Source organism: Candidatus Koribacter versatilis Ellin345 (assembly GCF_000014005.1).
In the GTDB taxonomy this organism is placed as follows: Bacteria; Acidobacteriota; Terriglobia; order Terriglobales; family Acidobacteriaceae; genus Korobacter; species Korobacter versatilis_A.
This window is the reverse complement of the sequence record NC_008009.1, coordinates 5,543,898-5,566,484: the sequence shown is the minus strand read 5'-3', so window position 1 is coordinate 5,566,484 and position 22,587 is coordinate 5,543,898. Positions and strand designations below refer to the sequence as shown.

At 58.5% G+C, this 22,587-nt stretch carries 24 protein-coding genes and 4 tRNA genes; 16 read left to right on the top strand and 12 right to left on the bottom strand.

The features are described 5' to 3' along the window. Positions 1-37: 37 nt before the first annotated feature. The 3 genes from aceA to ACID345_RS24495 all read left to right on the top strand — a co-directional run bounded on the left by aceA (position 38) and on the right by ACID345_RS24495 (position 4,364). Complete coding sequence (gene aceA, locus ACID345_RS24505) at positions 38-1,354, top strand: isocitrate lyase (protein ID WP_011525502.1); 1,317 nt, start codon at positions 38-40, stop codon at positions 1,352-1,354. Positions 1,355-1,480: 126 nt separating this feature from the next. Then, complete coding sequence (locus tag ACID345_RS24500; protein WP_011525501.1) at positions 1,481-3,943, top strand: DUF3536 domain-containing protein; 2,463 nt, start codon at positions 1,481-1,483, stop codon at positions 3,941-3,943. A 139-nt stretch (positions 3,944-4,082) separates the two neighbouring features. Continuing rightward, positions 4,083-4,364: an HU family DNA-binding protein gene (locus ACID345_RS24495; RefSeq protein WP_011525500.1), complete on the top strand. Its 282-nt coding sequence runs from the start codon at positions 4,083-4,085 to the stop codon at positions 4,362-4,364. A gap of 134 nt (positions 4,365-4,498) precedes the next feature. Here ACID345_RS24495 and ACID345_RS24490 read toward each other — a convergent pair whose 3' ends face one another. Beyond that, positions 4,499-5,047, bottom strand: a complete 549-nt coding sequence (locus ACID345_RS24490; protein ID WP_011525499.1) for a DUF1572 domain-containing protein — start codon at positions 5,045-5,047, stop codon at positions 4,499-4,501. Positions 5,048-5,142: 95 nt separating this feature from the next. Between ACID345_RS24490 and cobO the strand changes: the two genes are divergently transcribed. Then, complete coding sequence (gene cobO / locus ACID345_RS24485; protein WP_011525498.1) at positions 5,143-5,679, top strand: cob(I)yrinic acid a,c-diamide adenosyltransferase; 537 nt, start codon at positions 5,143-5,145, stop codon at positions 5,677-5,679. Positions 5,680-5,718: 39 nt separating this feature from the next. After that, positions 5,719-6,564, top strand: a complete 846-nt coding sequence (accD, locus tag ACID345_RS24480) for an acetyl-CoA carboxylase, carboxyltransferase subunit beta (protein ID WP_011525497.1) — start codon at positions 5,719-5,721, stop codon at positions 6,562-6,564. 107 nt (positions 6,565-6,671) lie between these two features. Here accD and ACID345_RS24475 read toward each other — a convergent pair whose 3' ends face one another. The 7 genes from ACID345_RS24475 to thiL all read right to left on the bottom strand — a co-directional run bounded on the left by ACID345_RS24475 (position 6,672) and on the right by thiL (position 12,006). Beyond that, entirely contained in the window at positions 6,672-7,286 is a 615-nt protein-coding gene (locus ACID345_RS24475) for a TIGR00730 family Rossman fold protein (RefSeq protein ID WP_011525496.1), read from the bottom strand. Next, a complete protein-coding gene (locus tag ACID345_RS24470; protein WP_011525495.1) occupies positions 7,286-7,561 on the bottom strand; it encodes a SemiSWEET family sugar transporter in 276 nt (91 codons plus the stop codon). Before ACID345_RS24470 ends, ACID345_RS24475 begins: the two co-directional genes overlap by 1 nt. 72 nt (positions 7,562-7,633) lie before the next feature. After that, positions 7,634-7,939: a hypothetical protein gene (locus tag ACID345_RS24465; protein WP_011525494.1), complete on the bottom strand. Its 306-nt coding sequence runs from the start codon at positions 7,937-7,939 to the stop codon at positions 7,634-7,636. 93 nt (positions 7,940-8,032) lie between these two features. Then, complete coding sequence (locus ACID345_RS24460) at positions 8,033-9,583, bottom strand: acyl-CoA carboxylase subunit beta (protein ID WP_041857202.1); 1,551 nt, start codon at positions 9,581-9,583, stop codon at positions 8,033-8,035. Between the two features lie 117 nt (positions 9,584-9,700). Continuing rightward, positions 9,701-10,414: a hypothetical protein gene (locus tag ACID345_RS24455; RefSeq protein ID WP_011525492.1), complete on the bottom strand. Its 714-nt coding sequence runs from the start codon at positions 10,412-10,414 to the stop codon at positions 9,701-9,703. A gap of 11 nt (positions 10,415-10,425) precedes the next feature. Then, positions 10,426-11,046 carry a phospholipase D-like domain-containing protein gene (locus tag ACID345_RS24450; protein WP_011525491.1) on the bottom strand — a complete coding sequence of 207 codons (621 nt, stop codon included), beginning with the start codon at positions 11,044-11,046 and terminating at the stop codon, positions 10,426-10,428. A gap of 3 nt (positions 11,047-11,049) precedes the next feature. Beyond that, positions 11,050-12,006, bottom strand: a complete 957-nt coding sequence (gene thiL, locus ACID345_RS24445; protein ID WP_011525490.1) for a thiamine-phosphate kinase — start codon at positions 12,004-12,006, stop codon at positions 11,050-11,052. Positions 12,007-12,124: 118 nt separating this feature from the next. On the opposite strand from thiL, the gene ACID345_RS24440 reads away from it, so the two are divergent. Together ACID345_RS24440 and ACID345_RS24435 are read left to right on the top strand one after the other, a co-directional pair. Beyond that, positions 12,125-13,822, top strand: a complete 1,698-nt coding sequence (locus ACID345_RS24440; protein ID WP_011525489.1) for an amidohydrolase — start codon at positions 12,125-12,127, stop codon at positions 13,820-13,822. A 602-nt stretch (positions 13,823-14,424) separates the two neighbouring features. After that, on the top strand, positions 14,425-15,333 hold the full coding sequence (locus ACID345_RS24435) for a M23 family metallopeptidase (RefSeq protein WP_011525488.1): 909 nt from the start codon (positions 14,425-14,427) through the stop codon (positions 15,331-15,333). 168 nt (positions 15,334-15,501) lie between these two features. On the opposite strand, the gene ACID345_RS24430 is transcribed toward ACID345_RS24435, so the two are convergent. The 3 genes from ACID345_RS24430 to ACID345_RS24420 are packed head-to-tail and all read right to left on the bottom strand — an operon-like array spanning position 15,502 to position 17,264. After that, on the bottom strand, positions 15,502-15,933 hold the full coding sequence (locus ACID345_RS24430; RefSeq protein ID WP_011525487.1) for a DUF2231 domain-containing protein: 432 nt from the start codon (positions 15,931-15,933) through the stop codon (positions 15,502-15,504). A gap of 1 nt (position 15,934) precedes the next feature. Next, positions 15,935-16,258, bottom strand: a complete 324-nt coding sequence (locus ACID345_RS24425; RefSeq protein ID WP_041856063.1) for a cupredoxin domain-containing protein — start codon at positions 16,256-16,258, stop codon at positions 15,935-15,937. Between the two features lie 46 nt (positions 16,259-16,304). Further along, positions 16,305-17,264: a metallophosphoesterase family protein gene (locus ACID345_RS24420; protein WP_011525485.1), complete on the bottom strand. Its 960-nt coding sequence runs from the start codon at positions 17,262-17,264 to the stop codon at positions 16,305-16,307. A 125-nt stretch (positions 17,265-17,389) separates the two neighbouring features. Between ACID345_RS24420 and ACID345_RS24415 the strand changes: the two genes are divergently transcribed. Both ACID345_RS24415 and ACID345_RS24410 read left to right on the top strand, forming a co-directional pair. Continuing rightward, positions 17,390-17,911: a sigma-70 family RNA polymerase sigma factor gene (locus ACID345_RS24415; RefSeq protein WP_011525484.1), complete on the top strand. Its 522-nt coding sequence runs from the start codon at positions 17,390-17,392 to the stop codon at positions 17,909-17,911. Then, positions 17,908-18,702, top strand: coding sequence for an anti-sigma factor family protein (locus ACID345_RS24410; RefSeq protein WP_011525483.1), 795 nt, complete (start codon positions 17,908-17,910; stop codon positions 18,700-18,702). The genes ACID345_RS24415 and ACID345_RS24410 overlap by 4 nt, the downstream gene beginning before the upstream one ends. 2 nt (positions 18,703-18,704) lie before the next feature. Here the strand turns inward: ACID345_RS24410 and ACID345_RS26125 are convergent, their stop codons facing one another. After that, positions 18,705-19,775, bottom strand: a complete 1,071-nt coding sequence (locus ACID345_RS26125) for a hypothetical protein (RefSeq protein WP_011525482.1) — start codon at positions 19,773-19,775, stop codon at positions 18,705-18,707. 312 nt (positions 19,776-20,087) lie between these two features. Here ACID345_RS26125 and ACID345_RS24400 point away from each other — a divergent pair. From ACID345_RS24400 to tuf, 7 genes are all read left to right on the top strand, one after another. Continuing rightward, positions 20,088-20,163: transfer RNA gene (locus tag ACID345_RS24400), tRNA-Thr, on the top strand. A 264-nt stretch (positions 20,164-20,427) separates the two neighbouring features. Continuing rightward, a tRNA-Tyr gene (locus ACID345_RS24395) sits at positions 20,428-20,515 on the top strand. A 10-nt stretch (positions 20,516-20,525) separates the two neighbouring features. Continuing rightward, complete coding sequence (locus tag ACID345_RS26445) at positions 20,526-20,720, top strand: hypothetical protein (RefSeq protein ID WP_083763828.1); 195 nt, start codon at positions 20,526-20,528, stop codon at positions 20,718-20,720. An 83-nt stretch (positions 20,721-20,803) separates the two neighbouring features. Then, positions 20,804-20,878 (top strand) — tRNA-Gly (locus ACID345_RS24385). A 20-nt stretch (positions 20,879-20,898) separates the two neighbouring features. Continuing rightward, positions 20,899-20,974, top strand: a tRNA-Thr gene (locus ACID345_RS24380). Between the two features lie 60 nt (positions 20,975-21,034). Then, positions 21,035-21,385 (top strand): hypothetical protein, encoded by a 351-nt coding sequence (locus ACID345_RS24375; protein ID WP_011525481.1) that lies wholly within the window; start codon positions 21,035-21,037, stop codon positions 21,383-21,385. Between the two features lie 10 nt (positions 21,386-21,395). Further along, entirely contained in the window at positions 21,396-22,583 is a 1,188-nt protein-coding gene (gene tuf, locus ACID345_RS24370; protein WP_011522028.1) for an elongation factor Tu, read from the top strand. Positions 22,584-22,587: the final 4 nt, after the last annotated feature.

Here is a 22,587-nt window from a genome sequence, read left to right as displayed (position 1 = left end):
TGCACAAATTCAAATTCGCGATTTGAAAGGAAGTCCTATGGCAACGGAGAACCCGACTGCCCAGCTTCGCCTTGACTGGGAGACCAACCCACGCTGGAAGGGCATCACCCGGCCTTACACCGCAGAAGACGTTGCGCGATTGCGCGGCACCATTCGCATTGACCACACGCTGGCGCGCCTCGGCGCAGAGCGGCTGTGGAAGCTGCTTCAAGAAGACAAATACACCCAGGCGCTCGGTGCATTGACCGGCAACCAGGCGGTGCAGATGGTCAAAGCCGGATTGAAAGCGATCTACGTCTCGGGCTGGCAAGTGGCGGGCGACGCCAATGACGCGGGCCAAATGTATCCCGACCAAAGCTTGTATCCGGCAGATAGCGTTCCGAACCTTGTGCGCCGATTGAACAACGCACTGTTGCGCGCCGATCAGATCCATCACTCCGAGGGGAAGAATGGAATGTATTTCCTCGCGCCGATGATCGCCGATGCCGAAGCCGGCTTCGGCGGCAACCTCAACGCCTTCGAGTTGATGAAAGCGATGATCGAGTCGGGAGCAGCCTGCGTTCACTTCGAGGACCAACTGTCTTCGGCGAAGAAGTGCGGGCACCTCGGCGGCAAAGTTCTGGTACCGACCGGCGAAGCGATCCAGAAGCTGGTCGCAGCTCGCTTGGCAGCCGACATCTGCGGCGTGCCGACGCTGATCCTGGCGCGTACCGATGCGAACAGCGCCCATCTGCTCACCAGCGACATCGATCCCTACGATCGCGAGTTCTGCACCGGCGAGCGCACCAGCGAAGGCTTCTTCTGCATTCGCGGCGGGTTGGATTCCGCCATCGCGCGCGGCTTGGCCTACGCACCGTATGCGGACCTGATCTGGTGCGAAACTTCGGAACCCAACATCGGCGAGGCGCAGCGCTTCGCGGAGGCGATCCATGCGAAGTTTCCGGGAAAGATGCTTGCTTACAACTGCTCTCCGTCGTTCAACTGGAAGAAGAAATTGTCGGAGGAAGACATCGCGCGCTTCCAGCCGGCGCTCGCGGAAATGGGTTACAAGTTCCAGTTCATTACCCTGGCGGGGTTCCATGCGCTGAACCTCAGCATGTACGAGTTGGCCACGGGTTATCGTCAGAGCGGCATGACGGCCTATTCCGCCCTGCAGCAGCGGGAATTCCAACTGGAGCCCGAGGGTTACGAAGCGGCGAAACACCAGCGCTTCGTAGGCACCGGCTACTTCGACCAGGTGCAGAACGTGGTCACCAGCGGCAAGGCCTCGACCCGGGCCCTCGAACACTCCACGGAAGCCGAACAGTTCCACGCTAGCGAAACGCCCGAAAAGAGCGGCGTGGCGGCCGACTAGTTTCTCCTTTTGTTTCTTTCACTTCTCCGGACGGCGGGCTTCGGCCCGCCAATTTTTGTGTTTTCAGGCACTTAATCCCCGCAATGGGTTTTTGCATCTAAAACTCACGAACCGCTGTGCCCTCCTATGGAACGTTACATCTGTATTCATTCTCATTTTTATCAACCGCCGCGAGAGAACCCGTGGCTTGAGGCCATCGAGCAGCAGGACTCCGCCTATCCATTTCACGACTGGAATGAGCGGGTTACGGCGGAGTGCTATGCGCCGAATTCGGCGGCGCGTATTCTCGGCCCAAACGGACGCATTCACGAGATCTACAGCAACTACGGGCACATCAGTTTCAACTTCGGACCTACGTTGTTGAGTTGGATGGAGGAGAAAGCGCCGAACATCTATCAGCGCATTCTCGATTCCGATCGTCAAAGCGCGGAGCGTTTCTCTGGTCATGGCAATGCGATGGCGCAGGCCTATAACCACATGATCCTGCCGCTGGCGAACCGCAGCGACAAGCAGACGCAGGTCATCTGGGGCATTCACGATTTCGAAAAGCGCTTTGGCCGCTCGCCGGAAGGAATGTGGCTGCCGGAGGCCGCGGTCGATGTCGAGAGTCTCGAAGTGTTGGTGGACCAGGGCATCAAGTTCACGGTGCTGGCGCCGCACCAGGCCGGGCAAGTCCGCAAGCTCGGTCCGGGCGGACGCTGGAAGGGCGTGCAGGGCGGGCAAATCGATCCTACGCGCGCGTATCTCTGCAAGCTTCCGAGCGGTAAGCAGATCACGCTGTTCTTCTACGACGGTCCAATCTCTCGCGCGGTGGCGTTCGAAGGGCTGCTCTCAAATGGCGAGACCTTTGCCCAGCGGCTGCTCAGCGGATTCAGTGAGAACCGCGATTGGTCTCAGTTAATGCACATCGCAACCGATGGCGAGACCTATGGGCACCACCATCGCCACGGCGAAATGGCGCTCGCATATGCGCTGCATTACATCGAGAGCAACAACCTCGCGAAGATCACGAATTACGGCGAGTACCTGGAGAAGAATCCGGCGACGCACGAAGTGGAGATCGTCAATAACACATCGTGGAGCTGCGCGCATGGCATCGAACGCTGGCGCAGCAACTGTGGATGCAACTCCGGCATGAAGCCCGGATGGACGCAGGATTGGCGCACTCCGTTGCGCAACGCACTCGACGAACTTCGCAATGGGCTCAACAAGCCTTACGAAGAAGCTGCCGGCAAACTTCTGAAGAACCCCTGCCAGGCACGGGACGAGTACGTTGATGTAATCCTCGATCGTACGAAGCCGAGCCTCGACCGTTTCTTCGCCAAGCAGCAAACCCACGAACTGAGTAAAGAAGAGCGCGTGCAGGCGCTGAAGCTGCTCGAAATGCAGCGTCACGCGATGCTCATGTACACCAGTTGCGGCTGGTTCTTCGATGAGCTCTCCGGCATCGAGACCGTGCAGGTCATCATGTATGCCGGACGCGCGTTGCAATTGGCGCAGGACCTCTTCGGGAACGGCTTCGAGCAGCACTTCCTTGCGAAGCTCGCCCAGGCACGCAGCAATCTCAAGGAAATCGGCAACGGTCGCGACATTTATGAGCGTTCAGTGAAGCCCGCGCAGGTGAACCTGCTGAGCGTTGGAGCGCATTACGCGATTGCGTCGCTGTTCGACGGCTACAACACCCATAGCTCGATCTACGCCTACGACGTAAACCTCAAGCAGCACGAGCAGCGCGCTGCCGGACGCACCCGTTCTGCCGTGGGTCGCGCGGTGATCTGTTCCCGTGTGACGCTCGAAGAGGCCGATACCACTTTCGGCGTGATCCACTTCGGCGATCATAATGTGAACGCCGGAGTGCGCTATTTCCAAGGTGAACAGGAATACGAGGCACTGCGCAGTGAGACGGAGGAGGCCTATCTTGGCGGCGACATCGCGGCCGTCCTGCGTGTGTTCGACAAGCACTTCGACAGCACCACCTACAACTTGAAGTCGCTGTTCCGCGATGAGCAGCGCCGCATTGTGGACCAGGTATTGCGCTCAACGTTGAACGAAGCCGACACCGCTTATCGTCAAATTTACGAGCACCACGCGTCGCTGATGCAGTTCCTGGGCAGTATTCATGCCCCTTTGCCGTACATCCTGCGAGTGACGGCTGAGTTCGTGCTTAACTCGCGGCTGCGCGCGGCGTTCTCCGGGCCGAACCTGAACATCGGGGAAATCCAGGACCTGCTCGGCACCGTTAAGCGGGAGAACATCGAACTCGATGTTGAAGGGCTTGCGTTCGTCCTGAAGAAGACGATTAACCGCATCGGCGAGGCATTGGAATCCGATCTGAGCCTGAAGAACCTTTCGCGGTTCGATGAAGCACTCAGCCTGCTCAAGATGGTGCCCTTCGACGTCGACCTGTGGCGGGCGCAGAACATGTTCTTTGATCTGCTGCAGCGGGCGCCGCAGATACCGGAATGCCTGAGTGCTGAGGCCCAGAATCACCTCATCTCGATTGGGGAGCGGCTCGGCCTTTATGTCGGGGTCTTCCAGAACGCGGTGGCGCAAAATGGCACACCGGAGCCAGTTCCGGCGGTCGCCTAGAACTCTCGATCGATGGGGCGAATGGAAAAATAAAAGCCGTTCGCCCTATTGACTTCACCTTCTACGCGGGATAAAAACCTCCGCGCAAGGCTAATCCCTCCTGAATTGCCAAGGGGCTGGGGCCCTGCGAGGAGGCTTCATGAACAAAGCGGATCTTGTGGACAAGATCGCTGCAGCTTCGGGCATAAGCAAGACCAGTGCATCGGAAGCAATCGACGCTTTGGTCGACGGCGTTACCACCTCCCTGAAAAAGGGCGAGCGCGTAACGTTGGTGGGGTTTGGAACTTTCGCAGTATCGCAGCGGCGCGCACGCAATGGACGCAACCCGCAAACGGGAAGTGTCATAAAGATCGCCGCACGAAAAGTAGCAAAGTTCACACCGGGCGTGGAACTCAAGAAGGCAGTCAACAAATCGAAGTAACGCTGGATTTCGGGATTTGCACCAAGGCAGGGAATGTCCCTGCCTTTAATCTTTTTGTTCTGTCATCCTGAGCGGAGAATCCGGGAAACACTCCGGATTCGCAGTCGAAAGATCCCTATAGATTTCCAACTCCCTTACCTCTGGCTGGCTTCGCCGCGCTTCACCTTCTCGTTAAATTCCGCCGAACGATTGCGCGGAACGCTCAGTGACTTCCACTGATCCGACTGGAAATGCTTCGCGAGAAATACGATCTGTCCCACGTGATACGAGTAGTGCGCAATCTGCCGGTTGATGGCCTGCATCACCGAATGCGGCTCGTGGCGAATCGTTACCGTGCGTGTTAGGTCGGCATCGGTTAGAGGCTCAAGCGCACCGAAGACCAGCGCCCAGCCTTGTTCCCACATCGCCGTGATCTCTTTGCGTGTCTGCGGCGCCGCTTCGAATTCGCTATCTCGGTTACGGTCTGGCTTCTCGCCGTCGGTGGTAAGGAAGTCCGTCCATCGCGAACGCATGTTGCCGGCCAAGTGTTTCACGATCAGCGCGATGGAGTTCATCTCGGGATCGAGTGTCGAGGCCAAGTGCTCGTCGCTGACTTGCGCGATGGCACGATCTCCGAGCTGTTTGTAGTAGCGGAAGAGAGCGATGGAATCTTTGAGGTAAGAAGTCGAGAATTGGTGAGCCATGCGGAATATGCTACCGCAGTGCAAGGCGTTGCCCGTTCGCCTATCCCCGCTCCGCCATTTACAATCAGAGGTTCGCCCTGCGTGGGTGAACCTTTATGGCAGACGTTCGCAAAGGTCTCATCATCGTAAATACGGGCCCCGGCAAGGGAAAGACCACCGCGGCCATGGGCACTGCCCTGCGTGCCGTCGGGAATGGCATGAAGGTGCTGATGCTGCAATTCCTTAAGGGCTCGTGGCACTATGGCGAGCTTGATGCCGTGCAGGCCTTCGGCGACAAGTTCATCATGAAGCAGTTGGGGCGCGGGTTCGTGAAAGTCGGCGGCGCGGAGACCGATCCCGAAGACATCCGCATGGTGGAAGAAGCGTGGCAGCAAGCGGCCGACGCCATCCTCTCCGGTAACTGGGACCTTGTCGTTCTCGACGAGATCAATTACGCCATCAGCTACAAGATGCTGGATCCGGACAAGGTTGCGGACGTTTTAAAGCGCAAGCCGGAAATGGTGCACGTCATATTGACGGGGCGCAATGCGCATCCGACAATCGTGGAACTCGCCGACACGGTTACCGAAATGCGCGAGGTAAAGCATGCCTATCAGAAAGGCATCCTGGCGCAACGCGGCATCGAATATTAGACTGCGACCCGCAGCCAAGCGGGCAGATTGGAACTGGCAATGAGTTGGTTCAAGCGCGAGAACGTTGAGCTCGATACATCCGGTGAGAAGAAGGTCCGCACCGAAGGCTTGTGGGTGAAGTGCGAGCAGTGCCGGCAGATCATCTGGAAGAAGGATCTTGAAGAGAACTACAACGTCTGCCCGAAGTGCAATAAGCATTTCCGCATTGATGCGCGCACCCGCCTCAGCTATCTCTACGACGACGCCAAGTACGAGACCTTCGACACCAACCTTCAATCCACCGATCCGCTGAAGTTCACCGATCTGAAACCGTACGCCGGCCGCCTCAAGCGCGCGCAGAAAGACACCGGTTTGAGCGATGCCATCATCAACGCCAAGGGCACGATCTACGGGCGGCCGGTGATCTCGAGCGTAATGGAGTACAGCTTCATCGGCGGCAGCATGGGCTCCGTTGTGGGCGAAGTTATTACTCGCGCGGTGGAACGCGCCACCGACGAAAAAACACCGCTGATCATCGTTTCGGCGTCTGGCGGCGCCCGCATGATGGAAGGCGTGATCAGCCTTATGCAGTTGGCGAAAATCTCATCGGCACTGGCGCGGATGGAAGCCGCCAAGGTTCCGTTTATTTCGGTGCTTACCGACCCCACCACCGGTGGTACCACCGCCAGCTTCGCGATGCTCGGCGACCTCAACATCGCCGAGCCCGGCGCGCTCATCGGCTTCGCCGGCCCCCGCGTCATCGAGCAGACCATCCGTCAGAAGCTACCCGAGGGCTTTCAGCGTTCGGAGTTCCTGCTGAAGCACGGCATGCTCGACGCGGTCGTCGATCGCAAGAACCTCAAGGCCTACGTGGCAAGAGCGTTTGAATTCATGATGCCGAATTAGCTTTCTGGGAAAATGTTTCTCGTGAGCCGTGAGATCCTCGTCAGCTCCAAAACGTTCTCTTCTCATTCCGAGCGCAGCGAGGGATCTGCTGTTTGTCGGGAGCGCCACTACTCCCGGTCCGTATTGATCTCGCCCATCTCCGCCGACAGAGTCCACTTCTCGTCCATCTTCGGCGGCTCGTACTCGTCGATGTAGCGGAACGCCGCCGGCACATCGTTGGCGAAGTGGTAGATCTTGCGCATCGCTTCCTTGGCGAAGTGTTGCGTGATCATGTGTTCGAACAGCCGTTGCAGCGGACGATAAAAGTTGTTGATGTCGAGGAAAACCACAGGCTTAGTGTGCTGCTTGAGCTGCTTCAGGGTGATGATCTCGATCATCTCTTCGAGCGTGCCGAAGCCGCCGGGCAGCGCGATGAACGCATCGCTTCGCGCTTCCATCGTGGCTTTCCGCTCGCGCATGTCTTTCGTCACGATCAGCTCATCGGCGCTTGCATAAGCAATTCCCTTGGCGCGCATGAAGTCTGGGATCACGCCCACCACCTGGCCGCCGTGCTTCTGCGTGGCGCGCGCGACGGCGCCCATCAAGCCAACATTCGTTCCACCAAAAACCAGCGTGCCGTTGCGCAGAGCGATCTCCATGCCGAGTTCCAGCGCCGCGCTAAAGAACTCGCGATCAATGGCATCGCTTGAGGAACTAAAGACGCAGAACTTGTGGCCCGCCATTACCGTCGCTCCTTTGCTCGCGGATGATACGAAGCCTTCATCCCGATCAGTGTGCAAATCAGCCCGAATGTAATGCTGTTGGGCAAAATGATGGGCCAGCGCTGCAACATCACGCCGTAAATTGCCCAGAGCGCGGTGCCGGTTCCCATCACAAACAACATCGCGTACGAGAGATCGCGGCAGGAGCGCGAGCGGAATGAATGCCAAACCTGCGGCAGGAATGACGCGGTAGTCAACGTCCCTGCAATATATCCGACGAGTGCATTGGAGATCACGAGATAACTCTAAACGATTCCGGTGAACACTAAAAAGGCCGCTCGAAAGCGGCCTTGTCGTTGCAGCAAAGTTTAGTGGCGATCGTCCCAATCGCGCTGATCGTGCCAGCGCTGGTCCGCGCCCCAGTAGCCGTGGTACTTGCTCCAGCAGTGCTCACGCTGCTCATTCAACTCATGGCGTGCATGCTCAGCCTGCTTACTGCGTTCACCATGATGCTGGATCGCTTTGTCGAGTTTCACCTGGTCCTTTTCAATACGCTCGCGGCACTCGCGATGGTCGTCGTCCGCCTTTGCCTGCGGCACGCCCGCGAACAGGAACATCGCGCCCATGGCAGCAACTGCCGGCGCAATACGCAGGGTTTTACGAATGGATTGCATAATTCCTCCCTCTGTTTTGGTGCTAGAGGTTGGAGAGGAAGAAACGAGGAGGAGGTTGCCAGAATGAAGAGCTTCGTTCAGGCAACCTCTCATTTACAGCGGTATATTCCCATGCTTCTTCGCAGGGTTCTTGTCCCGCTTGGAGTCCAACATCTCCAGGGCCTGGATCAGCTTCTTGCGCGTATCCCGCGGTTGAATCACGGCATCCACGAACCCACGCTCCGCAGCGATGTACGGATTCGCAAAGCGATCGCGGAATTCCTCGATCTTCGCCGCGCGGTCTTTCTCAAAGTTCTGCGACTTATCGAGTTCCCGCTTGTACACGATATTGACCGCGCCCTCCGGCCCCATCACGGCAATTTCCGCGGTCGGCCACGCATAGTTCACATCGGTGCGAATGTGCTTCGACGCCATCACGCAATACGCGCCGCCGTAGGCCTTGCGCGTGATCACCGTGATCTTCGGCACCGTCGCTTCGGCAAACGCAAAGAGCAGCTTCGCGCCGTGGGTAATAATGCCGCCGTGTTCCTGGGTAACGCCCGGCAGAAATCCGGGCACGTCTTCAAACGTAATCAGCGGGATATTGAAGCAATCGCAGAAGCGCACAAAGCGCGCGCCCTTGATGCTGGCGCTGATATCGAGCACCCCGGCCAGGAAATTCGGCTGATTCGCGACGATCCCTACCGGCCGCCCATTCAATCGCGCAAAGCCTACCACGATATTCTTGGCGTAGTGCTCCTGCACCTCGAAGAAGTAGTTATCGTCCACCACGAGATTGATTGCGTCTTTAATGTCGTAAGGCATGGTGCTCTCAGCGGGCACCAGCGTGTCGAGCTTCTCTTCCACGCGGTCCACCGGGTCGGTGCACGCTTTGCGCGGCGGATCCTCCAAGTTGTTCGACGGTACAAAGCTCAACAACTCGCGCACCATGCTCAGGCACTCGGCATCATCGTGGGCCATGAAGTGCGCCACGCCCGATTTCGAGTTATGCGTCTCAGCGCCGCCAAGCTCGGCCTTACTCACTTCTTCGTGGGTCACGGCCTTAATTACGTCCGGTCCGGTGATAAACATGTACGACGTCTTGTCCACCATCAGGATGAAATCGGTGATCGCTGGCGAATACACCGCGCCGCCCGCGCACGGCCCCATGATTGCCGAGATCTGCGGCACCACGCCGCTCGCCAGCGTGTTGCGCAAAAAGATGTCGGCATATCCGGCGAGCGACATCACGCCTTCTTGAATGCGCGCGCCGCCGCTGTCGTTCAACCCAATGACGGGCGCGCCCACCCGCATCGCCATATCCATGATCTTCACGATCTTCGAAGCGTTGGTCTCGGAGAGCGAACCGCCGAACACAGTGAAGTCTTGCGCGAAGACAAAGATCAGCCGCCCTTCGACGCGTCCATAGCCGGTGACGAATCCGTCGCCGAATATCTTGTTCTCGTCCATGCCGAAGTCAGTGCAGCGGTGAGTGACGAACTTGTCCGTCTCTTCGAACGTGCCTTCATCGAGCAGGAACTCGATGCGCTCCCGGGCTGACATCTTGCCCTGTTTGTGCTCACGTTCGCGACGTTCGGCGCCGCCTCCGGCTTCCGCGAGTTCGTCGCGGCGCTTCAATTCGGCCAGCTTCTGCTCGAGATTCATGGCCGCGATTCTATCAACAAGCGTGCCCTTCGCCATGCCGCGAAAGTTGCGTCACAATCGCCAGTGACGACGCTCATCGACGTGTGGTGGAGAGATTTGCCTAATTGCGAGAGGGGATCAGTCCTCGGTATTTCCGAGCTGGATGAATTTGTAGTCGCTGCCGTTCCATACCACTGCGCCCTGCTGCCCGTCAGACTCCTCGGTCGCGAGCGCCGCCACAATCTTCTTGCTCTTCTTCCACGGCCCGCTGACTTGGTTCGTGGGCGTCAGAGAGATGGACTTGAAAGGCAGGTTGAAGATCACGAACTTGGCCTTAGGATGCTCGCCCTTCCAGTCGTGCGCAATGCAGATGTAGTAGTGCTTCCCTGGATCGGTCATCGGCACGTGCATGTTCAGCTTCGGATCGGCAAACGACCAGTATCCATCGTAGGGATCGATGACCTTGTAATCGAACGCCCCAGCGCTCAACATCGGGCTGCCGCCGGTCACGATGAACGCAGCATCTTCGCGCCCATCGCCGTCCATGTCGCCAAGCAACACCGGCATGTCTTTCGCTAATTTAAAGCCCGGTCCGAATTCCCGCGTCAGGTACTTCTGGGCATCGAATTCGTTTTCGGTATCGCCCTTATAGACATTCTTTCCATCGGAACGAATGGTGAGCTGCGGATTATGCGGGTCATGCTGAGTGGCATCCTGCGCCCCGACACCGACAGCTACGGCTAAAGACAATACGACTACGGCAACGCGGGCGAGACGCACTCTCAACATGATGAATAGAGTATCGCGATTGGCGCAGATTGCAATCGGGCATTCGCCCCATCGGGTGCCCAAAACGTCACCTTCTATTGGACGATCAGGTTGTCGGTTCGGCCCCACATCTCGTCGAAGTCGCGCTGAAACGCCTTCACCTGCGCCGGATCAGCCGTAAAGTGGGCGTTGTTGTCCTGCCGCTTCTCGCCTGAAGGCGACCAGTTGGCGCTGCCATCGCGCAGCACCGTGCCGTCAATCACGTAAGCCTTCAGGTGCATCAGCTCGCGCTTGCCCTTCACGCGGACCTGCACATTCGCAAGACCTGTCAAAAGTGACGTAGTCGAATCGCTGTCTTTCTTCGAAGCGTGGTTCTGTTCTTCCTCGTACTGCTGTTGATCACGATAAATGCGGACCTTCACCCCGCGCTCCGCGAGCTGCTTCAGCGCATCGGCAATATATTGGTCGGTGAAGGCATACATCGCGATGTCCACCGAGCTCTTCGCCTGCTCCAGCCGGGCGACGTCAATCCGCTCAATATCCTCTCCCGGGGAGAAGTGCTCCTCCGCGACGGACGAACCTGCTTCCGCACTCCGCGTGAGTTCCTCCAACTGCACCGCCACCGGCTTGTGCTGCTGCGCGCGTTGCACCAGCAACACGGCGCCGATAAGAAAGATCAACGTAAGCAGGTAGCTGCCCGAACGTCCCTTGGCCATCTTCTATTTCTTTTCTCCGCGGAAGTGTTCCCAGCCGCGCGGCCTCAATTTCGCGACTTTACCGCGCTTGTCTTCCAGCCACATGCCGCGCCGCTGCACGATCTCGCCAATCGCAGTCACAGGTACGCCGTCGATTTCTTTCGGCACTCGCGCCCGCGGGTTCGCGGTGAAAAGCAGTTCATAGTCCTCACCACCATTCAGCGCGAATTCCAATCCGTTTTCCCCGCCCACGTACGGCACCGATGTGGCATACACCACTGCCCCCACGCCGCTCTCATCGCAAATATGCGAAAGATCGGTTGATAGTCCATCGCTCAGGTCGATCATCGCCGTAGCCAGCTTGCGTTCGCGCAGTAGGCGGCCGATATCAATTCGCGGGTCCGGGAAGAAATGTCGCGGCGTAGACTTCGCTGTCGGCTTCTTTCCCGCGCGAAACGCCTGCAACGCTGCGACCGACAATCCCAGCGTTCCCGTGACATACAGCACATCGCCGGGCTTCCCGCCGGAACGTAGAATCGCTTTGCCGCGCGGCACCGAGCCCAGCACCATAATGTCCGCCATCACGCCTTGTGGCGACTGCGCAATATCACCACCTGCAAGCGGCACCTTCCATCTCTCCGCCAGCGCTAACAAGCCATCGAAGAATCCATCCACCCACTTCTGCGGAATCTCCGCCGGCAACGCGAGCGAGAGGAACGCAGCCAGCGGATCGCCACCCATTGCCGCGATGTCACTCAGCCCGCGCACGAGACACCGGTGTCCGACAGCTTTCGCCGGATGCCATTCGCGACGGAAGTGCACGTTCTCCAGGCAGAAATCCGTCGTCACCAGTAGTTCATGTCCCGGTGGCGGATCGAGCACGGCGCAATCGTCGCCAATGCCGCGCGTGATCGCCGAGAACTTGCGCGATGACGCTCGCCGCCGGATGCGCTCAATCAAAGCTCGTTCGGAAAGGGGCACGCGTGCAGTGTAAATCCTGTGCCCCGCCGCGGCCTGTGGATCGGTGTGGTATCGTGCTCCCTTTCAGAGAAGCTGTTGCTTCCAGCCTAACGAATTGCCTTTTTTCCCGGGGGTCCTGATGCGCCGAATTTTCTCGACGATTGCCTTCTGTCTCCTTCTCGCCTGCATTGCTTTCGCCGCCGACGAGCGCATTCTCTACAACGGCAAAATCTTCACTGCCGATACCACGCATCCCTACGCGGAAGCCGTCGCCATTCGTGGCGACAAAATCGTTGCCGTTGGGACTTTCGCTGAAGTGTCCAAGGCCGTCAGCGGCAGCGCTGAGAAAGTTGATCTCAAGGGAAACTTGCTTCTGCCCGGCCTCATCGACAGCCACGCCCATGCTGTCGACGGTGGCCTCAGTCTCATCTCTGCCGACCTGGGCGAGAGCGCCTCGACCATGGAAGACCTCTTCAAGTTCGCCGCCGAGTCACGCAAGAACGGCCGCGGAATGATGGGCGATGTGCTCGACGTCTCCGGCCTGCCGCTTGAGTACTGGTCTCACAACAAAGAACTCAACGAGCATTTCAATTCCGGCGACTACGCCAAGGTCCCTGTCTATCTCGAAGGCATGGATGGTCACACCGCCTGGGCGAACAAAGTTCTCCTCGAGCGCGCCGGCATCAACAAGCAATTGATCAGTGGACTCGACCAGACCGCGCGCGGCTACTACGGCTTCAGCAAGGACCTCGAACCGAACGGCTTCCTGGTTGATCTCGGCAACGAGAAAGTCGAGCAAATCATGCCGAAGCCCGACGCAGCGCGCATGCTCTCCGCCGCGCGTGCTGCTGTCGACTACATGCATCACCTCGGTATCACCGCGTGGCTCGATCCCGCGGTGAGCGACGCCATCCTCGCCGCCTACCGCGGACTCGCCGAAAAGGGCGAACTGAAATCGCACGTCGGCGCGCTACCCGTCATCGCCTTCAAGAAAGGCGATCCCGACGGCCAGTTCAAACACGCGCTCGATCTGCGCGAGAGCTTCAAAGATGTCCCAGATGTGAAGGTCATCGGCATCAAGGTCTTCGCCGATGGTGTTGCCGAGATCCCATCGCAGACCGCGGTGATGTCGAAACCGTACTTGAACACCGGCCGCACCGGCGAACTGCTCTTCAAGCCGGAAGACTTCCAGCGCATCTGCGTCGCCGCCGAAAAGAACGGCATGATCATCCACGTTCACGCCATCGGCGATCAGGCTGTCACCGAAGCGCTCAACGGCATCCAGGCGGCGCGCAGCTCAAATCCTTCGTCGAAGCTGCCGCATACCATCACCCATCTCCAGTTCGTGCGGCCCGAGGACATCAGCCGCATCCACGACCTCAAGGTCATAGCGTCCATGCAGCTCCTTTGGGCGCGCGCCGAAGTCGATAGCACCAAGCTGCTCAAGCCCTATATCGATCCCTATCTCTATGGGTGGCAATATCCGGCGCGCTCCATTCTCGACACCGGTGCTACGGTCGCGGGCGCCAGTGACTGGCCGGTTTCCACCGCAGACGTCTTCCAGGCGATTTACACCGCCGAAACCCGAAAGGGTCCCGAGGGCGTCCTTGATCCGTCACAGCGTATGCCGCGCGAGGCCATGCTCTACGCCTACACCATCAACGCCGCGCGGGCTCTCGACCGCCAGGAGTCCATTGGCTCGATCGCAGAAGGCAAGCAGGCCGACTTCGCCCTCGTGGATCGGGACGTCCTGACCATCGCTGCCGAAGATGTTCGGGATACTAAGGTTCTCTGGACCGTTTTCGGTGGCGAGACCGTCTATGGAGCCAAGCCGTAAAAAAGTACAGGGGCTCACTGTGCCGAGTGCCATGCGTCACAGCCGTCCGTTGCGATTTCACGTACCCTGATGGCGTGGGTCAGACCCACGCGGTTGACGTGTTCTTCCCAATGAAACGGGCTTAACCCCTTATTTTTGAATATTTTACCTATAAGTCTCGCGTTTTGAATATTTTGCGAGGAGTCTATAGGCTAAATTATTGAAAATAAAGATTCGTGCACCGGATGGGGGTTACTTATCGATACTTAGGAGGGGCAACTCCGTTTGTGCAGCTTGGCTCCTATTTCAAGCGCCTGGAAACCTTCGGTCATGCCCGCCGGACCGCTTTCGAATGGCCATGTGTGTGTCAGGTCGGAGACAGTTCTGGTTGACAAGCGGGAACCCCGGTTGATAGCTTTCATGAGTCCTTTACCTGAGATTTTGGTTACTTCGTTGTTACTTTGAACCTGGAGAAATTGCCAGGTACTCGGCAGCCAATATTCAGGAGCTGCCAAGGCTTCAGCCGCAACGTCTGTAAGATTCGCCGGACCCTAACTCTGGCCCCGCGGGTTTGAAGCAATAATCCTCCGCAGACATCGGTCTCGGATCGGAGTTTTATAGTTTTGAGAAAGCGCTTTTATATTCTGTTTGTGGCCCGTGATGCTGAGGGCCAACTGCGGAAAATCCCGATTCCTATCCACTACCTATATGTGTTCATGGTAGGGGCACTGATCGGGATGTTCACCATCACTGGCATGGCCGGGTCTTACACTCGCATGCTGATGAAGGTGACCCGCTTCAATCAGCTTCGCTCTGAAAAAGAGGCCCTGAAGTCGCAATACAGCCAGCTCGAGCAGTCGAACCAGGAAAAGGAAATCCAGGTCGCCTCGCTCGGTTCTGTCGCTAATGAAGTTTCTGTCCTTTACGGCCTCAAGCCTGACGGCAAGCTCATCGCCACCACAAAAGATGCAGACAGCCCGGTGAAGTTCACCGAATCGCTGAACCGTCTCTACGCCCTTCGCGACAGCGCGATGACCGGCGTAGCGACTGCCGGCATTGGCAACAGCTATAGCCACGCAGTCTCGCTGACCGACTGGGTTCGAGCTGCCGATGCGCCGCAGTACTGGCCAGTCACCGGTCCGATCACCGGCCCGTTCGGTGAGCGCTCCGATCCGTTCAACGGTGAAGGCGCCTTCCATCCCGGTATCGATATCTCTTCGACCTTCGGCCAACCGGTACTTGCACCTGCCGACGGCGACGTGACCTTTGCGGACTTCTACAGCGGATATGGCCGCATGATCTCGCTTGATCATGGACACGGCATCGTCACCCGCTACGGACATCTCTCCGGCTTTACAGTGATTGAGGGCCAGCACGTGCAGCGCGGCCAGGTCATCGGATACGTAGGCATGAGTGGTCGTACCACCGGCCCCCACCTCCACTACGAGGTGCGGATCAACGATACCCCGGTCAACCCGAAGAAATATCTGCGCAAGCTTTCCCCGCGCGACGACGTCTTCGGCGGATCGTAAGACAGTTTTATAACCATCAAACTAAGGCGCTCGCAACGAGCGCCTTTTGTTTTGTAGCTGCATTTCCGTTTCGCATCTTTGCTTTGTATCAGGGCAGCGCTTCAGCGCTGCCGAAAAGGGCCCCTGATTGATTCGGGGCTTTAGCCCCTGCAACGATCAACACCGCCGCTACACATTCACTCCCGAAACAAATCCGCCCAAATGCGCCGTGACCGCGACGACCGCAACTGTCGTGAATTCCATCGCAATCCGCCAACTCGATGACGATCCTCGCGTCCGCTTCGCCGCGAACCATGTCGCGGCAATCATCACCACCGAACTCACGCCGAGCAGCAAATGCAGACGCAGCACTCCGCGCAGCGGCGCTCCTTCCAGTTGCCACTTCCAAGCCAACAATCCCGTGATCGCCACCGGAAGAACGGCAGCCGCGGCGATGGAGAGATTCAAGTACGCGGCTGCCGCAAAGCCCCGATCGCTCCAGCGCAGCGCCAGCAAGTCGAACAACAGCGCGACGCAGACCAGCGCGATCGGGAAATGTACGAGCACGATGTGTTGCGCGTGCTTCGCAAGTAACGTGTGTTGCAGGTCGAAGAAGTGCACGCTACTTCACCACGATCTTTCCGACCATCTTCGGATGGATCGAGCAGTAGTACTCATACGTTCCCGGCTCCGTGAACGTGAAGGCGAACGTCCCATCGGTATCGATCGCACGCGACTTGAACTTCCCCGTCGTGCTCGCGACGACATGTGGAATGTCGTCCTTGTTAACCCAAGTGATTGTCGTCCCGCGCTCCACTTCAATCGTCATCGGCGAGAACATGAAGTTATCGATCGCCACCGCCGTTGCCGGCTGCGCTGCGACCGGCGTCTGCGCGAATGCAACTGCACTCGCCAACAACACTGCCAATACCATCAGAACTCTCATACCCAATCTCCTCTGCGTCTCTGTGCCTCTGTGATGAAAACGATGTTTATTCCAAAGTGCTGTCGACGATAGCCAGCGAATGCTTCCCACGCACGAAATCCACATCCGTCACTCCCAGCACAGACGCCAGCTTCTCCGCCGGAACCTTCATCGGTCCCGGACCTGCTGCTTTGCCCGGTTCAGGCTGCGGGAACGCCGTCGATCGCGCGGTATGGAACGACACTTTGCCTTCGACCTTCTGCATCACCTGGTGAATGTGTCCGTTGAGCACGGTCACAGATCCGAAGCGCTTCAAATAGCCAAGCGCCTGCTCGCTGTAATCGGTTCCCCAACCCCAATCGGGATAAACCGACCACAGCGGAATGTGCGCGAACACCACAACCGGCGTCGAAGCCTTGAGGTGCTGCACATCATCTTCGAACCACTCGAGCTGCTCGTGCCCCAGCGATCCAAGTCCACCGGCTTTGAGGTTCATCACGTTCACCAGCCCGACGAAGTGCACTCCGTTCTTGTCGAAGCTGTACCAGCCGTCGCCCTTGGTGTTCTTGCCGTAGCGCTCGCGATACTGCACGCCGTTATCGTTGAGCACATCGTGTTCACCGGGAACGTAGAACACTTGCCCCGTCTTCACCGACTTGAGCGCCTGGTCGAGCGTGTCGAATTCGCCGGGCTCGCTGAGGTGCGAGAGATCGCCTGTGTGCAGGATGAACTCGGGCTGTACCGGCAATGCGTTGATCTTGGCGATCGCATGGTTCAACGTCGCGGTGACGTCTGTGTTGGCCGGCTTGTTGAAGCCAATGTGGCTGTCGCTGATCTGGACGAATGCGAAATCGCCCTTGTGGTGCTTCATCTTCGCCATGTCATCCGCTGCGAACGACTTCAGCACCCCGCCTTGCAGCACGCAGACGGTCGCCGTTCCCGCCCATGCCATGCACTTCAGGAACCCGCGACGATCAATGCCATCGTTCGACTGGATCTGCTCAATCAGAGTTGGTTTGTCTTCCACGCGAACCTCCCATTTGTGGTTGCGTGAGTACAGACCGCGAGCACAGTGCGAATATTCCTTCACGGTGCTAGATTTCTCGTCGGGAATAAACTCGCTTCGAGGAGAGTCTGTACCGGTTAGGCGTAATGGAGAGCCACGAGCGCGTGCGCGAATTCGACCGAGTGGTGACGCCGCATCTCGCGCGCGCCTACAACCTCGCTCACCTGATCGTTGGCAACAGTGCTGATGCCGAGGACCTCGTGCAGGAAGCATCGCTGCGCGCCTTCCGCGGGCTCGACGGTTATCACGGCGGAGACGCCCGCACTTGGCTGCTGGTGATCGTGCGCAACGTCTGCTACTCGTTTCTCTCGCGCACGCGCAACGTGCAGGAGGTCGTCGAGTTCGAGGAGGAGCAGCACTCGGGTGAGAGCGCAACGCCGGAAGCGTCGGTACTTCAGACCGCGGATGCTGCGGACGTCCGCCGCGCCATCGAGGAGTTGCCGACAGAGTTCCGCGAGGCGCTGGTACTACGCGAAATGGAAGAGCTTTCGTACAAGCAGATCGCGGAGATCACGGGCGCGCCGGTTGGCACCGTAATGTCGCGCCTGTCGCGAGCGCGCCAGCAGTTGCGGCAGCGACTGCAGAAGCAGGCGGGAAAGGGAGCATGAGCATGCAATGTGAAGATGCGCGGCCGCTGATCGAACTCTATGCCGACCGCGAACTCGACGTCTCGCGCGCGGTGGAGGTCGAGCGCCATCTCGAAACGTGCAGCGCGTGTGCCGAGCAACTGAAGCAGGCGAAGTCCCTCGCGAGTGTCGTGCGAAGCAGCGGCGTTTACGGCACGATGCCTGCGAGTCTTAACGCGCGCGTGCACAGCGCAATCCTCGAAGAAGCCGGAGTGCGCGAACAGCCACGCCTCATCACTCCACCGAAGCGAGAGCGCGTCGCCTGGTGGAGACCGCTAGGCATCGCGGTTGCCGCTGTCCTGATCCTCGCGGTCTTCGCGTGGCACTGGCTACCAACGCGCCCGGCAAACTCCGAGCAGAACACGCTGCTCGCGCAGGAAATGCTCGACAGCCACGTTCGCTCGCTCATGGCCGATCACCTCTACGATGTGCCCTCCACCGACCAGCACACGGTGAAGCCATGGTTTGATGGCAAGCTCGACTTCGCGCCGCCGGTCGTCGATCTCACCAGTGATGGCTTCGAACTCGCCGGCGGACGCCTCGACTACATCGATGGCCGCCCCGTGGCAACCGTCGTTTATCGCCGCCGCAAGCACGTCATCAATCTCTCGATGTGGCCCGAGAGCACGACCGCTCCCCTCAGCGCAACCATGCGCAACGGCTACAGCCTCCTCCACTGGAAGAACGGCTCACTGGAGTTTTGGGCGGTGAGCGATCTCAATCCGCAGGAACTGCGAGAGTTTGTCGGGTTGATCCAGGCGAAGGCGCGCTGAGCTTACTTCGACTTCTTGTGCACCGGCTTCTTCGGCGCAGGTGCAGGCGGCGCAACCGGTTCGGGCGCAGGTTGCTGTGCGACTTGTTCGGGAGTATCGGCTAACAGTTTCTTGAAGAAGTCGAACGGGATCACTGCGCTGATGGTCGCCGTTGCGCCGGTCTGTTCGACCTTGATGTTGTCGAACGCGTCCTTCACGTCCTTGTCGTTGCCGTTCACGCCAACATTCGTCTCGACGCCCTTGAAAAGCGCGAGGAAGACGTCGGTCTTCTGCTTGAACTTCTTGGCGTCGTTTTCACTCGGCGTGAACAAATCAGCCTGCACGTGCACGGAAGTGAGCGCGCGCGCGGAGAGCACAATTGTCGTGTTCGCCGGAACGAACAACGACGCATCTCCGGGCAAGAATGGCGAGCTATGTTCACCGGCAGTGTTGGTGCGCAGGATCGTCCACAGCACACTGCCGATGGGCACATTCTTGTAGAAGCTGCGTACAAGGCTCGGTCCGCCGACCGGCAGCGCCGAGGCACGATAGCGATCGATGATGCCGTGAATGTCCTGCGATCCGTCAACGTTGGAAGCCGCGACCGTATCCACCGACAAAATCGCGACACGAACCGTCCGCCCTTGTAGCGGAATGCTGTAAACCGAAGCTCCGCGGTACTGATCGGCATCGTTGGCGCGAGCCTTCAGCCATCCGGTTAGTTTCTCGGAATTGAAGCGGCCAACGAAGATCCACGAGAAGCGGGTCGCCGGCGGAACGGTATCCGGCCCCATCGCGCCCACTAGTGCGCCGTGTTCGGAAACCGCAGCTTCATCCAAGTCGCGCTCGAACTCAAAGCCGGTCTGATTGACGAAATCCTGGTAATCGGGGTCGCGCCCCTTCTGGGGTTCCTTCCCGAAGTTACTGAAAACACGGACTGGTTTGAGGTTTGCGTAGAGGATGGCATCGCCGTCAGGCAGCAGGCGGGCCGGCTCTGGGGCAGCATGTTTGCGTAGGTAGAGGGCGCCGCCGATGGCGGCCAGGATGACGAGAACGGCGACAGCAATCCAGATTTTCGATCTTCGAGATTTCATCGAGTGAGCGCCGGGACAGGGCTAAAATTCGCCGCGGCGGCAGGTAGTCAAGTTCGTGGATTCTGCGCTAAAATCATAAAGTACCCGCATGATAGCACTCCGGCGGTTGCGGAGTGCGCTCGCAGAATTTCGGCTTCCCGAGAGCAGCGAGTTTGCGATCATAATTCGTAGTTTCGGTGCGATCACGGAGAGGTGCGCTCGGGCGGAAGCTCGGTTGCGTGGCCAGTTTCCGTGTGTTACCCTTTATTTCTTGCCCGTGCTTCGAGTTGATTTCAGGGAGCTTCTGCCGATTTCGGTAGGGTGTTTCCGAGTGCTGGCGTAGCTCAGCTGGTAGAGCATCTGATTTGTAATCAGAGGGTCGGGGGTTCAAATCCCTTCGCCAGCTCCAAAAGATTGTGGCCCGGCATGCCGGACCGTTCGGTAGTAAAACGCGCAGCGCTTCAAGAGGACGCCTCCAGTAGAGAACCTTCCGGCAGCACCAGTTGCGTGCGGAAGTATGTGATCCGCGGTAATTGGCATGACTCCCACAAGTGAACGCGAAGGCAGTAGAAACGCGAAGCGCGTCTTCGCGGGCCGTAAGGCTGAGTGGTCTTTGAAAGTTTTAAACAGTCCGGATTCCCAGCGTTCCCGGTTTCGCTCGGAAATGGTATGTGCACAGGTGGCCGAGTGGTTAATGGCAGCAGACTGTAAATCTGCCGCTCCCAGGAGCTACGGAGGTTCGAATCCTCCCCTGTGCACCAGGATTCTTCCATGAGCCGCCTGCAGATTGCGCTCGGTGTATATGCGCTGCTCGCGGTGGTGGCGTGGTTCACGCTGTCCGATCAACGCTTCCGCTACCTGACGATCGCATTCCTGGCCTTCTTTGCGATTCGCGTGGTGACGACGAGCATGCGGCAGAAGCTTGAATCGCAAGACGACAAGGACAAGCAAGACCCGGACGAGTAGCAGCGACGGTTTTGTATCAGGGCACGATTTTAGTCGTGCCGCAAAGGTCGCAAATGGAGTGGGGCTTTAGCCCCTGCGGAAGGGCGGGAGTAACTCAGTGGTAGAGTCACAGCCTTCCAAGCTGTTGGTCGCGGGTTCGATTCCCGTCTCCCGCTCCAGACTGTGACGAGTAGTGCGGGCCGATGTAGCTCAGTTGGTAGAGCACTCCCTTGGTAAGGGAGAGGTCACCAGTTCAATCCTGGTCATCGGCTCCAGAGTTTTGCAATACATCCCCACGTCGCCGGAAAAACACGGCGATCCCGGAAACGAGATCGATGTCGCAAGTGGGTTACGAGCAGGCAAGCATTGCAATCGAGCGTCCCGAGGCTTTCTCGGCGCTCCGTTCGTCGGTTGAGCGTACGTTCTCGCCGGCGAATGTGGAGAAGTTTTTGAAGAAGCTGGTTTCGAAAAGCGTGAACGTCCGCGATTTCGAAGCCGTTTTGCAGAAGAAATTGCTCGAGCAGGTCGATGCAACATTGGCCAGCTCGGGAACCACGGCGGTTTCGTTGTGGCAGCAGTTGACGGTAGCGGACCAGGGCCAGATGCGTGAGTTTTACCTGACCCGGCTCGAGGAACTGGATAACGGACTGCGAAAGAAGTACAACAAAATTTATCGGTATTACTAGGTGACAGACGATGGCGAAAGAGAAATTTGACCGCAGCAAACCGCACGTGAACGTTGGCACGATTGGGCACATTGACCACGGGAAGACGACGTTGACGGCGGCGATCACGAAGGTGTTGTCGAAGCACAACCCGAAGATTGCGTTCCGTTCGTTCGATTCGATCGACAACGCACCGGAAGAGCGCGAGCGCGGTATCACGATTGCGACGGCGCACGTGGAGTACGAGACGGCGAACCGTCACTACGCCCACGTCGATTGCCCGGGCCACGCTGATTACATCAAGAACATGATCACCGGCGCGGCGCAGATGGATGGCGCGATCCTGGTGGTAGCGGCGACCGACGGTCCGATGCCGCAGACGAAAGAGCACGTGCTGCTTGCCCGCCAGGTAGGCGTCCCCTACGTGGTGGTGTTCCTCAACAAGTGCGATGCCGTCGAAGACGCCGAACTGATCGACCTGGTCGAGATGGAAGTGCGCGAGTTGCTGAACAAGTACGGGTTCCCCGGCGACGACCTCCCGGTAGTTCGTGGTTCGGCCTTGGGTGCACTGAACGGTGAAGCGCAGTGGGAAGCCAAGATCGATGAGTTGATGGAAGCAGTGGACAAGAACATTCCGCTGCCGGCGCGCGACATCGACAAGCCGTTCCTGATGCCGATCGAAGACATCTTCTCGATCTCGGGCCGCGGCACGGTGGTTACCGGCCGTATCGAGCGTGGCAAGGTGAAGGTGGGCGAGGAAGTGGAAATCGTAGGCTTCCGCGAGACCCGCAAGACGGTAGTGACGGGCGTCGAAATGTTCAAGAAGCAGCTGGACGAAGGTCTGGCTGGCGACAACGCCGGGTTGCTGCTCCGCGGTATCGGTAAAGACGATGTGGAGCGCGGCATGGTGTTGGCGAAGGGTGGATCGATTACCCCGCACACCAAGTTCAAGGGCGAAGTTTACGTGTTGAGCAAGGAAGAAGGCGGGCGTCATACCCCGTTCTTCAAGGGCTACCGTCCGCAGTTCTACTTCCGCACCACGGACGTGACCGGTGTAGCGACCTTGCCTGCAGGCACGGAGATGGTGATGCCGGGCGACAACGTAGCACTGGAGATCGAGTTGATCACGCCGGTAGCTATGGAAAAGGGCTTGCGCTTCGCGATTCGTGAAGGCGGCCGTACCGTCGGCGCGGGCACCATCAGCGAGATTATTGCGTAGTTCG

What these genes read in the sequence shown, in the direction of transcription:
- aceA (WP_011525502.1), top strand. Translation starts at nt 38, where the DNA reads ATGGCAACGGAGAACCCGACTGCCCAGCTTCGCCTTGACTGGGAGACC.
- ACID345_RS24500 (WP_011525501.1), top strand. Translation starts at nt 1,481, where the DNA reads ATGGAACGTTACATCTGTATTCATTCTCATTTTTATCAACCGCCGCGA.
- accD (WP_011525497.1), top strand. Translation starts at nt 5,719, where the DNA reads ATGAGTTGGTTCAAGCGCGAGAACGTTGAGCTCGATACATCCGGTGAG.
- tuf (WP_011522028.1), top strand. Translation starts at nt 21,396, where the DNA reads ATGGCGAAAGAGAAATTTGACCGCAGCAAACCGCACGTGAACGTTGGC.
- ACID345_RS26125 (WP_011525482.1), bottom strand. Translation starts at nt 19,775, where the DNA reads ATGAAATCTCGAAGATCGAAAATCTGGATTGCTGTCGCCGTTCTCGTC.
- ACID345_RS24495 (WP_011525500.1), top strand. Translation starts at nt 4,083, where the DNA reads ATGAACAAAGCGGATCTTGTGGACAAGATCGCTGCAGCTTCGGGCATA.
- ACID345_RS24425 (WP_041856063.1), bottom strand. Translation starts at nt 16,258, where the DNA reads ATGAGAGTTCTGATGGTATTGGCAGTGTTGTTGGCGAGTGCAGTTGCA.
- ACID345_RS24375 (WP_011525481.1), top strand. Translation starts at nt 21,035, where the DNA reads ATGTCGCAAGTGGGTTACGAGCAGGCAAGCATTGCAATCGAGCGTCCC.
- ACID345_RS26445 (WP_083763828.1), top strand. Translation starts at nt 20,526, where the DNA reads ATGAGCCGCCTGCAGATTGCGCTCGGTGTATATGCGCTGCTCGCGGTG.
- ACID345_RS24440 (WP_011525489.1), top strand. Translation starts at nt 12,125, where the DNA reads ATGCGCCGAATTTTCTCGACGATTGCCTTCTGTCTCCTTCTCGCCTGC.
- ACID345_RS24415 (WP_011525484.1), top strand. Translation starts at nt 17,390, where the DNA reads ATGGAGAGCCACGAGCGCGTGCGCGAATTCGACCGAGTGGTGACGCCG.
- ACID345_RS24465 (WP_011525494.1), bottom strand. Translation starts at nt 7,939, where the DNA reads ATGCAATCCATTCGTAAAACCCTGCGTATTGCGCCGGCAGTTGCTGCC.
- ACID345_RS24450 (WP_011525491.1), bottom strand. Translation starts at nt 11,046, where the DNA reads ATGGCCAAGGGACGTTCGGGCAGCTACCTGCTTACGTTGATCTTTCTT.
- ACID345_RS24410 (WP_011525483.1), top strand. Translation starts at nt 17,908, where the DNA reads ATGAGCATGCAATGTGAAGATGCGCGGCCGCTGATCGAACTCTATGCC.
- ACID345_RS24490 (WP_011525499.1), bottom strand. Translation starts at nt 5,047, where the DNA reads ATGGCTCACCAATTCTCGACTTCTTACCTCAAAGATTCCATCGCTCTC.
- ACID345_RS24475 (WP_011525496.1), bottom strand. Translation starts at nt 7,286, where the DNA reads ATGGCGGGCCACAAGTTCTGCGTCTTTAGTTCCTCAAGCGATGCCATT.
- ACID345_RS24460 (WP_041857202.1), bottom strand. Translation starts at nt 9,583, where the DNA reads ATGAATCTCGAGCAGAAGCTGGCCGAATTGAAGCGCCGCGACGAACTC.
- cobO (WP_011525498.1), top strand. Translation starts at nt 5,143, where the DNA reads ATGGCAGACGTTCGCAAAGGTCTCATCATCGTAAATACGGGCCCCGGC.